General features: G+C 70.7%; 14 protein-coding genes. 6 read left to right on the plus strand and 8 right to left on the minus strand.

Annotated features, from left to right (window positions below):
• Positions 1-82: 82 nt before the first annotated feature.
• The 4 genes from ACFWY5_RS38270 to ACFWY5_RS38285 all read right to left on the minus strand — a co-directional run bounded on the left by ACFWY5_RS38270 (position 83) and on the right by ACFWY5_RS38285 (position 3,602).
• Complete coding sequence (locus ACFWY5_RS38270; RefSeq protein ID WP_379637676.1) at positions 83-646, minus strand: cysteine hydrolase; 564 nt, start codon at positions 644-646, stop codon at positions 83-85.
• A gap of 112 nt (positions 647-758) precedes the next feature.
• On the minus strand, positions 759-1,295 hold the full coding sequence (locus tag ACFWY5_RS38275; RefSeq protein WP_379637677.1) for a GrpB family protein: 537 nt from the start codon (positions 1,293-1,295) through the stop codon (positions 759-761).
• A gap of 7 nt (positions 1,296-1,302) precedes the next feature.
• A complete protein-coding gene (locus ACFWY5_RS38280) occupies positions 1,303-2,496 on the minus strand; it encodes a hypothetical protein (protein ID WP_379637678.1) in 1,194 nt (397 codons plus the stop codon).
• Positions 2,497-2,702: 206 nt separating this feature from the next.
• Positions 2,703-3,602 carry an oxidoreductase gene (locus ACFWY5_RS38285; protein WP_379637679.1) on the minus strand — a complete coding sequence of 300 codons (900 nt, stop codon included), beginning with the start codon at positions 3,600-3,602 and terminating at the stop codon, positions 2,703-2,705.
• Between the two features lie 62 nt (positions 3,603-3,664).
• On the opposite strand from ACFWY5_RS38285, the gene ACFWY5_RS38290 reads away from it, so the two are divergent.
• From ACFWY5_RS38290 to ACFWY5_RS38300, 3 genes are all read left to right on the plus strand, one after another.
• Entirely contained in the window at positions 3,665-4,270 is a 606-nt protein-coding gene (locus ACFWY5_RS38290; RefSeq protein WP_379614821.1) for a TetR/AcrR family transcriptional regulator, read from the plus strand.
• Positions 4,271-4,591: 321 nt separating this feature from the next.
• Entirely contained in the window at positions 4,592-5,029 is a 438-nt protein-coding gene (locus ACFWY5_RS38295) for a peptidase inhibitor family I36 protein (RefSeq protein ID WP_379637680.1), read from the plus strand.
• A 172-nt stretch (positions 5,030-5,201) separates the two neighbouring features.
• A complete protein-coding gene (locus ACFWY5_RS38300; protein ID WP_379637681.1) occupies positions 5,202-5,924 on the plus strand; it encodes a hypothetical protein in 723 nt (240 codons plus the stop codon).
• On the opposite strand, the gene ACFWY5_RS38305 is transcribed toward ACFWY5_RS38300, so the two are convergent.
• Entirely contained in the window at positions 5,881-6,531 is a 651-nt protein-coding gene (locus ACFWY5_RS38305) for a TetR/AcrR family transcriptional regulator (protein WP_379637682.1), read from the minus strand. The two genes, ACFWY5_RS38300 and ACFWY5_RS38305, sit on opposite strands and share 44 nt — an antisense overlap.
• A gap of 67 nt (positions 6,532-6,598) precedes the next feature.
• Here ACFWY5_RS38305 and ACFWY5_RS38310 point away from each other — a divergent pair, with 67 nt between their 5' ends.
• The gene (locus ACFWY5_RS38310) at positions 6,599-7,456 is read left to right on the plus strand and encodes an alpha/beta fold hydrolase (RefSeq protein WP_379637683.1); all 858 of its coding nucleotides are present in this window, start codon (positions 6,599-6,601) and stop codon (positions 7,454-7,456) included.
• A gap of 11 nt (positions 7,457-7,467) precedes the next feature.
• Here ACFWY5_RS38310 and ACFWY5_RS38315 read toward each other — a convergent pair whose 3' ends face one another.
• Positions 7,468-8,469 carry an LLM class F420-dependent oxidoreductase gene (locus tag ACFWY5_RS38315; RefSeq protein WP_379637684.1) on the minus strand — a complete coding sequence of 334 codons (1,002 nt, stop codon included), beginning with the start codon at positions 8,467-8,469 and terminating at the stop codon, positions 7,468-7,470.
• A 135-nt stretch (positions 8,470-8,604) separates the two neighbouring features.
• On the opposite strand from ACFWY5_RS38315, the gene ACFWY5_RS38320 reads away from it, so the two are divergent.
• Positions 8,605-9,993 carry a sulfatase gene (locus ACFWY5_RS38320; protein ID WP_379637685.1) on the plus strand — a complete coding sequence of 463 codons (1,389 nt, stop codon included), beginning with the start codon at positions 8,605-8,607 and terminating at the stop codon, positions 9,991-9,993.
• Between the two features lie 25 nt (positions 9,994-10,018).
• Here the strand turns inward: ACFWY5_RS38320 and ACFWY5_RS38325 are convergent, their stop codons facing one another.
• Positions 10,019-10,753, minus strand: coding sequence for a helix-turn-helix domain-containing protein (locus ACFWY5_RS38325; protein WP_379637686.1), 735 nt, complete (start codon positions 10,751-10,753; stop codon positions 10,019-10,021).
• Positions 10,754-10,826: 73 nt separating this feature from the next.
• On the opposite strand from ACFWY5_RS38325, the gene ACFWY5_RS38330 reads away from it, so the two are divergent.
• The gene (locus tag ACFWY5_RS38330) at positions 10,827-11,657 is read left to right on the plus strand and encodes an NAD(P)H-binding protein (RefSeq protein ID WP_379637687.1); all 831 of its coding nucleotides are present in this window, start codon (positions 10,827-10,829) and stop codon (positions 11,655-11,657) included.
• 16 nt (positions 11,658-11,673) lie between these two features.
• Here the strand turns inward: ACFWY5_RS38330 and ACFWY5_RS38335 are convergent, their stop codons facing one another.
• Positions 11,674-12,378, minus strand: coding sequence for a FadR/GntR family transcriptional regulator (locus ACFWY5_RS38335; RefSeq protein ID WP_379637688.1), 705 nt, complete (start codon positions 12,376-12,378; stop codon positions 11,674-11,676).
• Between the last annotated feature and the right edge of the window lie 29 nt (positions 12,379-12,407).

A 12,407-nucleotide genomic window follows, 5' to 3' on the forward strand; every position in this document is an offset into this window, starting at 1 on the left:
CACACGATGATCGCAGCATCCGTCCAGGGTGACGTTGATGGAGTAGCGAAGGGGGACGCAGGGTGTCAGAGCACGGGACGGATCATGGATACAGGCGGGCGATCCACTCCTCGCCCGTGAGCACGTTGGCGCCCCTGGCCGGGAAGACGCGGCCGACCAGGAAGTCGTGCACGTCCGTTTCCCCGTCGGCGCAGCCGTCGCTGAGCACGGTGAGGCGGTAGTCGCGGTCGGCGGCGTCGTAGAGCGTGGCGGCGACCATCGCCCCGGTCGCCACCCCGGTCAGCACGATCGAGTCGACGCCCTGGGCGCGCAGGATCAGGTCGAGGTCGGTCGCCGCGAACGCGCTGGCGCGGTGCTTGAGCACGACGGCCTCGCCGGGCAACGGCTCGATGCGCGGGTGCACGAGCGTCTCGGGCGACTCTGAGTGGAACCGCGTCCCGGCTCCGTGCAGGCCGCTGATCACCTGGTTCCCGGCTGACACGTCGAGGCCGGAGGCCCGCAGCCCGAACCGGATGAAGATCACCGGGATTCCGGCGGCCCTGGCCGCGGGAACGACCTTTTCCACGACGGGCAGCACACCGGCGGCGAACGGATAGTTGTCCACGATGCCCGCCTGCAGGTCGCCGACGATGAGCGCGGTGGTCATACGGATTCCTTGTCTGTACAGGGTTGTTCTCGATCTCGCACGACGATAGTGGGCCGAACCAGGCAGCAGCTCGACGGCTACCTGTGGACTGGTCGCAGCGGCGGAAAGTAGCTCACTTCTCCCAGACGGGGACAGACGGCAGGCCCCGCTCCTGCCGGGCCCGGTCGGTCAGCTCCTGGATGAGTTCCGTCTTCGCGCGGGCGTAGTCGCCGGGAGCGATCCCGGTGGCGGCGAGCGCCTGTTTGAGTTCGGCGTAGCGGGCCGCGTCCGCGGGGTACTCGCGCAGGTAGTCGCGGAAGAAGCGCTGGTTGCGCCTCGGCCAGCTGTCGAGCGTGACCACGTGCAATTGGTACGCGCGGACGCCGCCGCTCGCACGCACGTACAGGAGCCGGTCGGACATGTCGTTGAAGTGCCGCTCATAGCCGAGGCCGGTGAGTACCGCCTCCTGCCGTTCGACCAGCGCGAGGTCCGCCGCCGCCATCAGGTCGATGATCGGCTTGGCCGCCAGGTCCGGGACCGCGGTCGAGCCGATGTGCTCGATCTCCGCGAACGCGCCGGGCAACGCCTCCCGCAGCTCTCGCATCGCGGTGGCGGCGCGGGCCGGCCAGGCCGGGTCGTAGGGGACGATCTGGATGCTCGCCTCGGACATGGCCTCGTCATTCCCGTGAGGTAGGACAGAGCGCGTGGGGGATGCGGTCGAGTACCCGGTGGCTGGCCAGGCCGTAGGCGTAGAAGTCGACCGCGTGGGCGCCGGCCGCGCGGGCGCCGCGCACCTTGGCGGTCAGGCGGTCGGCCGAGTCGTTGTCGGGGTAACCCGGGCGCAGCACCACGCGTACCTCGCGATGCTTGCCCACTGAGCGCAGGTAGGCGCGCACGTCGTCGGCCACCCTGGCGGCGTCGCGGGCGTAGGCCAGGACGGCGAAGGAGGAGACGAGGTCGGCCAGCGCGGCCGGGTCGACGCCGAGCAGCCAGGCGTCGTGCGCGGCCAGGGCCGGTGACGGGAGGCCGTCGCGGTAGCCCTTCACGGCGCCGGTCGGGTCGATGAAGACCAGTTCGCAGGTCACCGCCTCCGCTACCTCGGCGACCAGCGAGGTGACGGTCTCCGCGCGGGCGCGGGCGTAGGCGACGACGTCGGGGCCCGCGTAGGCGCTCAGGGCGGCCCGGGTCACCTCGCCCTCGGCGGGCGGGTCGCCGTCGAGGACGCCGCCGACGATCCGCGCGCACTCCTCGCGCGCCGCGTGAGCGTCGATGCCGAGGGCGGACGCCCGTGCCACGCAGTGGTCGCAGAAGCACAGGGCCATCAGGTACGCGTCCATCGGCCCCAGCGGCACGAACGATCGCTCGGCCCGCAACGGCCGGTAGTGCAGCCCCTCGGCGACGACGCTGTCCACTCCGAGCCTGGCGACGGCCCTGGCCAGCGCCACCGCGTACTGCCGCACGTCGGGGTGGGCCGGGCACAGGTCGGTCAGGTAGCCGCGGTCGCCGAAGCAGTTGCGCACGGTCACGTCGGGGTGCCGGGCGCCGAGCGTGCCGTTGCGCAGGAACACCACCCGTCCGTGCAACTTCAGCCCCCGTGTACGGCAGGCCGCGAGCAGACCGTCGAAGGCGTCCGTGTAGCCGGTCGGCGGCACCAGGCGCAGCCCGGCGAACAGGTCGTCCGGCACGGCGAAGTGGGCGCCGTCGTGCCGCAGGGTCAGCTTGGACGGCCCGTGCGGGGTGACATCGCGGGAACCGTGGTGGACGGCCCCGACGGTGACCCCGGCCACGCCGTACCCCAGCACCCGGTCGAGCACCTTGCCGACGCCTTCGCCGCGCAGGTCCTCGACGAGGACGAAGAGAGAACTGTCCACGTTCTGACCTTACGCGAGTGATCTCCTGTTGATTGGGCTCCGTCCACGTGAAGAAGATGCTCGCGGCCGCCGGCGCTCTCCCCGCCAAGGACCCCGCCGGTGTCCGATGGAGCCCGGTGCGGGGGTGCGCTTCCGGGGCAAGAAGGTATCGGTCAAGGCTCCTGGTCCGGCCCTGGTCGCGACCAAACTCAAGAAGCGGGGACCGCTCAGGCCGCTTGGAGAGAGCGCCGGGGAAAGGTGACCTCCGTCAGCTCTTCGGAGACCTCCCACAGGCGCCGCGCCGCTTCGGCGTCGCGTGCCTTCGCCGAGCGGCCGACCAGCTTCGGTGCGCCGCGTGTCTCCAGGAAACCGCGCGGGCCCGCGTAGCTGTTGCCCGGGATGTCGGCCACGGCCGCGTACAGCGTCGGGAGGGCGCCGTCGTCGTCGCTCTGCGCGAGCAGACCGACCGCCGCCTTCATCACGAGGTACCGCACGCGGCTCCGGCCGTCGAACCGCAGCAGGTTCGTGGCCGACGCCCCGGGGTGCGCGGCGGTCGCGATCACCGTTGAACCGGCCTCGCTGAGCCGTCGCTGGAGCTCCGAGGTGAACAGCAGGTTGGCGAGCTTGGACTGCGCATAAGCCCCCATCGCCCGGTACGGCTTGCGCTCCCAGCCGAGGTCGTCGAAGTCGATCGAGCCCACCCGGTGCCCGCCGGACGAGACGGTGACGACCCGTTCCCTGACCTGGGGCAGCAGCAGGTTCGTCAGGGCGAAGTGCCCCAGGTGGTTGGTCCCGAACTGGAGCTCGAACCCGTCGACCGTACGCGAGAACGGCGGGATCATGACGCCCGCGTTGTTGATCAGCACGTCGACCGGCTCGGTGAAGTCCTCGGCGAACGCGCGGACCGAGGCGAGGTCGGCGAGGTCGAGCCGCCGGACCTCGACGCGGCCGGTCATCCCGGCGGCGGCCGCCCGGCCCTTGGCGAGGTCGCGTACGGCGAGCACCACCCGCGCGTCCTTGGCGGCGAGCACGCGGGCGGCGGCGCGGCCGATCCCGCTGTTCGCGCCGGTGACGACGACGGTACGCCCGGCCATGGACGGGACGTCAGAAGCAGAGAATGTTGTCATGGACTACAAAGTAGGCACCGACAACAATGTTGTCAACAGACACATTGTGCTAGCCTCTGCCTGTGCCAGAAGCAACCGACGAGCGCCCCTACCACCACGGAAACCTCCGCGCCGCCCTGCTCGACGCGGCCGAACGTGTCCTGCGCGAGAGTGGCGCGGACCAGCTGGCGCTGCGCGATCTGGCCAGGGAGATCGGCGTCAGCCACGCCGCCCCGCGCCGGCACTTCCCCAACCGCCAGGCGCTGCTCGACGCGCTCGCCGTGGCCGGATTCGCCCGCCTGGACACCACGCTGCGCACCGCGATGGCGGGCGCGGGCGACGACTTCCCGTCCCGGGTGCGGGCCGCGATGATGGCGTACACCCGCTTCGCCACCGACAACGCGGCGCTGCTTGAGCTGATGTACACGAGCAAGCACCGGCCGGACGCGAAGCAGATCGCCGAGGCGGCCGAGGCGCCGTTCGGGCTGATGATCGAACTGATCCTGCAAGGGCAGGCGCAGGGCATGCTCCAGGCGGGCGACACGGCCCGGATCGGGATCGTCCTGTTTGCGACCCTTCAGGGCATCGCCGCGCTCATCAACGGCAACCTTGTCGACCCGGAACTGCTCGACGGACTCGTGGAGACCGCGGTCGAGCAGTTTCTCCGCGGCGCCCGCCCGCTTCCCTAGCCGCTGCGCGGCTACCACCTCGGGCTTTACGCTGTGCACTGATGTGCACACAGTAAACATCTTGCGTACGTATTACTCTTGCGATTACAGTGTTCACAATGGCGCCTTCGCCATGCCCGAAGATAACCTATTTCCTGTTTGCGCATACGCATAACGGCGCTGCGTGAATGCAGCATCGTAATGTCGATATTGACCATTCCTGTGAATTCAGGATAACTTTCCAGTCAGCTTCTCAAGGGGGCCCAGAGAAGCTGATCTGGAGGGTGGCACCACGCTGCCCTCATCGCGATTGCCCCCTTGTCGACAGGTCAAGGAAGGGAAATGCACATGAAGCGAAAAGCAGCTCTCGTCATCAGCGCCCTGGCGCTCGGCGTCGTCGGGTTCGCGGGATTGGGTCCCGCCGCCCAGGCGACTGACGACCCGATCGAACCCACTGCCAGCGAGCTGACCGTCGAAGTCATCGACAGTCGCGCCGACGCCGCAGGCCGCTGTGCCAACAACCGCCTGTGCCTGTACGAACACGACGATTTCCGCGGTCTCGCGCTCCGGATCATCATGCCCTCGCCCGGGGTCTGCGGGAACCTCCCACCCGAGTACAGGAACATGGCGAGCTCCCAGCAGAACGAATACAACCGGACCATCAAGTTCTACGCCAAGACAAACTGTTCCGGCTCGTCCGGCTACAAGGCCCTGGCCGAGAGTGAGGACAAGGACCTCACGAACAACGGCTTCGACAACAAGACGGATTCGCTGAGATAGCCGTTGTAATTCAGCGGCAATAATTCGCATCTAGGAGATGAGCATGCCGATCCGGCGATGGGGCATGGCCCTTGTGCTCCTCGTCGGAGCGGCATCCGGCTGCTCGCCGACCGAAAGGGAAACGCCGTCGAAAAGGCCGCAGGAGATCGCCGTTCCAGAACCCGATCCGCAAGTGCGGCAACTCACCATTCCTTTTGACGCCTACAACTTCAGCCCCGCCGAGGACATGACCCTGGATGTCGCCGAGGACGTCGTCGTCCGCGACTGCATGAACGCTCGCGGCCTGGCCTGGCAGGCGCTGCCCGGTCCCGGCGAGAGCGAGATCGAGCCGCCGCATCGCCGTCGCTACGGTGTCATCGAGTCGCGGGTAGCCGACGTGTTCGGCTATCACGCGCCGCCGTACCGGCCGGCCGTGGCCGCTCGCGGGGTCAAGGCGCTCGCCCGCGTCACCGGGGCTCCGCCGGGCGTACGCGAGGCGGCGAAGGCGTGCCTCAAGCAAGCCCGCGACAGCATGTACGGCGGCGCCCCGAAGGTCGACGCCGCCTTCTTCAACAAGGTCATCTTCACCACGTTCGACGCGGCTCAGCGAGACGAGGGGGTCGTCCGCGTCTTCCGGTCCTGGAGCGCCTGCATGGCGGAGGCGGGCTTCCGCTACCCCGACCCGCTCGCCGCGATCACCGACCGGCGCTGGTCGACGAAGGAGCCCACCGGGCAGGAGATCCGCACGGCCCAGACGGACGTGCGGTGCAAGGAGAAGACCGGCCTCGTGTCCGTCTGGGCCGCGGCCGAGACCCGCGTCCAGAACGACGCCATCCGCGCCAACCCCAAGAAGTTCCAGGTGCTGAGAGCGGTCAAGGTGCGGCAGCTCGCGGCGGCCCGCCGGATCCTCGGCTGACCTCCGGCCCGGTGATGGTGGCGCGCAGGAGGGCGATCCACCAGTCGAGCGCGCGGTCCCTGGCGGCCGTGTCCAGTCCGACGCTTCTGCGGAACTCGCCGCCGAACAGCGGCTCCAGCGCGACGGCCTGGTGCAGCCCGGCCATCGTGAGCTGGATCGCCTCGCGTGACGGCGGCGTTCTTCCGGTGCTCGCGCAGTGCAGGCGGGCCTGGGCGTGCAGGCGGTCCACCACCTCGTCGAGCAGCCCGCTGCCGGGGTCGCGCCAGCCGGACTGGTGCAGCGCGATCGCCAGGGCGGCGTAACCGCCGGCGTAGAGCGTGTAGAGGGTGTGGACCAGCGCGGCGGGGTCGACCGGGCCGTCGGCCCACGCGCCCAGGACGGTGCGCAGTTCGGCTTTCAGCTTGGACCCGCCGAACCGCAGCAGGGACTCCAGGAGTTGTTCGCGGGTGCCGAAGTGGTGGTTGATCGCGGCGTCGGTCATCCCGACCTCGGCGGCGACGGCGCGTACCTGCACGGCGGCGGGTCCGCCGGCCGAGAGCAGCCTGCTCGCCGCCTCAAGGATCATCCGCTTGGCTTCATCGGGTTTGCGTCGCACTCGGCCGGTCACGTGCCCACTCTACCTTGACTGGCCAAGGTAATTCTCTTACCTTGAAGGCCCAAGGTAAGGAGGCGTCGTGCGAACCACGATCGAGCTGGCGGCGGCGCTCGGAGTCGCGATCCACGATCCGGCGCCGCCTCGCGAGATCCGCTTCACCCGCGCGGGCTGCCGGTTACGCGGGCTCGACTGGGGCGGCACGGGAACCCCGGTGTTCCTGCTGCACGGCGGCGGGCTCACCGCGCGTACCTGGGACTTCGTCTGTCTCGGCCTGCGCGGCGAGGCCCGGCTGATCGCGCTGGACCTGCGCGGGCACGGCGACAGCGACTGGTCGGACGACTACCGCGTCGGCACCCACGCCGCCGACGTCGCCGCCGCGGCCGAGCACCTCGGCCTCGACCGGGTACGGCTGGCCGGCATGTCACTCGGCGGCGTGGTGGGGGCCCGCCTGGCCGAGTCGCGGCCCGGCCTGGTGGACAGGCTGGCGCTCGTCGACGTCGCGCCCGGCGTGGACTTCGAGAGCACCAGGGAGGTACGGGCCTTCATGTTCGGGCTGGGCCCGGTGGCGGATCTGGAGACGGTCGTGGAGGCCGCGCTGCGCGTCAATCCGCGCGCCGGCCGCGCCGGCGTCGCCCACCGGATGGGCACGCTGTTCCGCCGCGGCCCCGGCGGCGGCTGGGTGCCGAAGGGCGACCTGCGTCCCCCCGACTTCCCCGCCATCCTCGCGGCCGTCGAAGAGCTGCCCGCCCAGCTCGCCGGGGTGCCGGTGCTGCTGGTGCGCGGCGGCCGCAGCAGGGTGCTCACCCAGGCCGTCGCCGAACAGCTGGCCGATCGCCTCCCGAACTGGGAGCTCGCCGTCGTGCCCGACGCGGGCCATCTCGTCCAGGAGGACAACCCGGCCGACCTGATCACCGTGCTCCGTGCCTTCCTGACCTGACGCCAGGAAGGTCAGGAAAGGACCAGGTCGCGGATCGTGCGCAGGGAGTCCTCGTCGCGCGGGCCCATCACCAGCAGGCTGGTCACGGGGGACTTGTGCCACAGCTCCAGCCGCTCCTTGATCCGGCCGGGCGGCCCGACCAGCGAGATGCCGTCGGCCAGCTCGTCGGGGATCGCCTTGAACGCCTCGTCCCTGCGGCCCGCGAGGTACAGCGCCTGGATGTGCTCGGCGGCCTCCGCGTAGCCCATGCGGCCGATGATGTCGGCGTGGAAGTTGCGGTGTTTGGCGCCCATGCCGCCGATGTACAGGGTGAGCATCATCTTCACGCCGTCCAGCGCGGAGCGCACGTCGTCGGAGATGACGACCATCACCATGGCGGCGATCTCGAAGTCGGGGCCCCGGCCGGCCAGGGCGCCGCCGTACATCTCCTCGATCTTGGAGGGGAAGGCGAACAGCGGGAGCCAGCCCTGCCCGATCTCGGCGGCCAGGGCGACGTTCTTGGGGCCCTCCGCGCCGAGATAGACGGGGATGTCGGGGCGCAGGGGGTGGGTGATGAGCTTGAGCGGCTTGCCGAGCTCGCCGGGAAGGGGGAGGGGGTAGTGCGGGCCGTCGCTGGTGACGGGGGCCTCGCGCCGCCAGACCTGGCGCATGATGTCCACGTACTCGCGGGTTCTGGCCAGGGGTTTGGCGAACGGCCGGCCGTACCAGCCCTCCACGACCTGCGGGCCGGAGGCGCCGACGCCCAGCAGCAGGCGGCCGCCCGTCAGGTGGTCCAGGGTCATCGCGGTCATGGCCGTGGCCACGGGCGTCCTGGCCGACAGCTGGACCACGGAGGTGCCCAGCTTGATGCGGCTCGTGCGGGCGCCGTACCAGGCCAACGGGGTGAAGGCGTCGCTGCCGTAGGCCTCCGCCGTCCACACCGAGTCGTAGCCGAGCCGCTCGGCCGCGAGGACCGCGTCGGTCGCGTCGTCGGCGTTGCGCTGCCAGTAGCCGAGGTTCAGCCCGAGCTTCATGTGACACCTCCGAATTAAGTTCTATTAGTGCTGCGCACGCCGTTGGGTGTCAATGCACCATCTTTCGGGGAAGTCTGTTCTGTGGTTAAGGGTTTCTGTCGACTCGCCTTCCTGTTGCTGCTCCTACCTGCGGCGATGGGGACGACGCTCGCCACGGGAGCGGTGGGGGCGCCCAAGCCGAACATCGTGCTCGTCCTGGTCGACGACCTGGAGTCCGGCACGCTGCAGTACTTCCCGAACATCACCCGCCAGCTGGTGAGCCAGGGCACCTCGTTCGACCGCTTCTTCGTGACCAACTCCTGGTGCTGCCCCTCGCGCAGCTCCATCCTGAGATCCCAGTACGTCCACAGTCACGGCGTCCTGACCAACACCGCGCCGGAAGGCGGATTCGACAAGTTCTACCGCTCAGGTCTGGAACGTTCCACGATCGGCACCTGGATGCGTTCCGCCGGATATCGCACCGCCCTCATGGGCAAGTTCCTCAACCACTACCCGGGCGAGTCCGCCGCGCCCACCTACGTGCCGCCCGGCTGGGACGACTGGCGCGTGCCCGTCCGCAACCTCTACGAGGAGTACGGCTACCGCCTCAACGAGAACGGCACCCTCGTCGACTACGGCTGGGCCGAGGACGACTACCTCTCCGACGTGCTCGCCACCAAGGTGCGCGACTTCGTCCAGTCCTCGGGCCGGCAGCCGTTCTTCCTCTACCTGGCCCCGGTTGCCCCCCACAACCCCGCCAACCCCGCGGTACGGCACGCCGGAGCCTTCCCCGACGCCCAGGCCCCCAGGACCAAGAACTTCAACCGTGAGGACGTGGGCAACGAGCCGGTCTGGCTCCGCTCGCTGCCGAAACTCGGCCAGCGGGCCATCGACCGCGTCGACGAGCGCTACCGGGCCAGGCTGCGCGCCATGCTCGGCGTCGACGACCTGGTCGGCTCGCTCATGACCACGCTGCAGGAGAACGGCAAGCTCGCCGACACCTACATCTTCTTCGCCTCCGACAACGGCTTCCACCTCGGCACCCACCGCCTCAAACAGGGCAAGACCACGCCGTTCGAGGAGGCGATCCGGGTGCCGCTCGTGGTGCGCGGGCCCGGAGTGCCGGTGGGGGCGACCGTCCGGGACCTGACCGCGACCGTGGATCTGGCGCCCACCTTCGCCCAGCTCGGCGGGGCCGTCACGCCCGACTTCGCGGAGGGGCGGTCGCTGCTGCCGTTCCTGCGCGGGCAGGAGCCGCGGCCGTGGCGGAAGAACGTGCTCGTCGAGTTCAACCGGCCGCTCAACCAGATGTCGGCCAAGCAGACGCCGGTGCCCGACTACGCGGCGCTGCGTACCAAGGACTACACCTACGTCCAGTACCAGACCGGCGAGACCCAGCTCTACGACCTCAACCAGGACCCCGACCAGCTGAACAACCTCGCCGGGACCGCGCCGCTCGGGCTGGTGCTGGCGTTGCAGGCGCGGCTGACGGCCATGCGCGGCTGTGTCGGAGCCTCGTGCCGCATCGCCGACCTACAGGAGTGATCAGGTTTTATAGGCGTGACCAGGTTTATAGGCGTGACCAGGCGCACGGGACCGGGGCGGGCAGCCGGCCGGCGCGGAAGGCGCCCGGCGGGACGCCCATGACCGCGCGGAAGTCGGCCGACAGGTGCGACTGGTCGTAGAAGCCGGTTTCGGCGGCAAGTTCCGCCCATGGCTCCTCGCGGGCCCCGGCCAGGACGCTGCGGACCCGGTGGATACGGGCGTAGCGCTTGGGGGACAGGCCGGCGGCGTCGTGGAAGAGGTTGCGCAGGTGCCGTTCCGAGACGCCCAGCTCGCGGGCCACCTCGGGCACCCGGCCGGCGCCGGTGAGGAGTCCGGCGGCGGCGTCCACCAGATCGGCGCGGGCGGCGTCGGCGGCCGAGCCGGCCCGGACCCGCTCCTCCAGCGCTCCGGCCAGGCCGTGGGCCACCTCGGCGTCGTCGCGGGCGGCCAGCCGGTCCAGGAGGGTGTCGGCGGCGGCTCCCCACAGGTCTCTGAGCAGCACCACCCGGTCCACCAGCCCGCGCATCGTCACCCCGAGCGCCGCGCCCGCCGGCCCTGGGCGCAGCCGGATCGTCACGCAGCGCGGGGCGTCGCCCGGGGCGAAATAGGACGCCCGGGTTCTGGGCCCGAGCACCACCAGCCCGGTCCCGTCCCTTCCGCTGCGGAAGGCGAGCACGGCGGCGGTGTCCGGGGCGCGCACGTGCACCTCGTGATCGGTGTGCGCCCGCCGGGTCAGCACCTCGGCCTCCAGGGTTCTCATGACCGTGGGCAACCCCGACGCCGTGCCGATTCTTCCTATAGGCCGCCGGGGCGCCGCTGGCAGCGTGGACGGCATGATTCTGATCACCGGTGCCACGGGCACCATCGGCAGTGAAGTGACCAGGCTCCTGGCCGGGGCGGGCGTCCCGGCCAGGGCGATGACGCGCGATCCCGGCAAGGTGGCGGGGCCTGCCGTACAGGGGGATTTCGGGGACGTGCGGTCGCTGGAGGCGGCCGTGACGGGGGTGTCGGCGGCGCTGCTACTGACGCCGTTCGGGCCGGAGATCGCCGCGCACGACCGCGCGTTCGTGGACGTGGCGGCCGGAGCGGGCGTGAAGAGGATCGTGAAGATCTCGGCCATCGGGGCGGGCGACAGCGAGGACCCCGAGGACGTCGCCGGCATGCACGCGGCCGGCGAGCGCGCCCTCACCGGCTCCGGGGTCGAGTGGACGATCGTCCGGCCCTCGATGTTCGCCACGAACGCCCTGGGCTGGGCCGAGATGGTCAAGGCCGGGCAGCCGATCCCCAACATGACCGGCGACGGCCGCCAAGGCATCGTCGACCCGCGCGACATCGCGGCGGTGGCCGTGGCGGCGCTCACGGGCTCCGAGCACCACGGCCGGGTCTACGAGGTCACGGGACCCGACCTGCTCACCACCCACGACCAGGCCGAACTGATCGGACGGGCGATCGGGCGGCGCGTGGAGACGGTCGACGTGCCGATCGAGCGGGCCGTCGCCCAGATCCCCGACCCGGCCTACGCGAAGGCGGCGGCCAAGGGCTGGGCGTTCATCGCGGCGGGCGGCAACGCGGTGGTGACCACGGCGGTCCAGGACGTTCTGGGCCGCCCGGCGCGCTCCTTCGAGTCGTGGGCCAGGGACAACAAGGCCGCCTTCGGCGGCTAAGGCTCCGGGAAGGCGGCTAGGACTCCGGGAAGAGGGCGGGGTAGGCGTGCGCCAGGTGGTCGGTGACCGCCCGCGCCGCCTCCTCGGGTGATCCGGCGGCGATCGCGGCCAGGATGCGCCGATGATCGGCCTGCAGCACGCGGGTGTCGCCGAGCTGCTCGACCGCCTCGATCGCGTACCGCCGTACCGACTCCCGCAGCGAGCGCATGATCGCGGCGATCAGCCGGTTCCCCGAGGCGTCGGCGATGGCGCAGTGGAAGGCCGTGTCGTGCTCGACGAACTCCTCCGCCGTCCGGGCCCGCTCCATCCCCTCCAGCGCGGCGACGAGGCCGGTGGTGTCGGCGCGGGCGGTGGCGGCGCCGGCGGCGGCCCAGCGTTCGATCATGAGCCGGGTGTCGATCACCTCGCGCAGCTCCAGGCTGGCCAGGCCGAGGTGGAGCCTGAGCAGGTCGGTCAGCGCGCTGTCGGGCCGGGAGGTGAGCACGGCTCCGGCGTCCGGGCCCCGCCCGGCCTGCGAGGAGACCACGCCCAGCGTCTCCAGCACGCGCAGCGCCTCGCGTACCGACGAGCGTCCGACCCGGAGCTGCTCGGCGAGCTGGCGTTCGCCGGGTAGCCGGTCGCCGACGGTCAGCCCGTCCTCGACGATGCGGTGCTCGATCTGGGCCAGCACGTCCTCGAACGCGCGGGTCCGCTTCACGGGCCGCCATCCGGTGTCGGTCACGGGCACCCCTCTTGTCGCGTTGTATGGTC

The organism is Nonomuraea sp. NPDC059007 (genome assembly GCF_042740555.1).
Taxonomy (GTDB): Bacteria; Actinomycetota; Actinomycetes; order Streptosporangiales; family Streptosporangiaceae; genus Nonomuraea.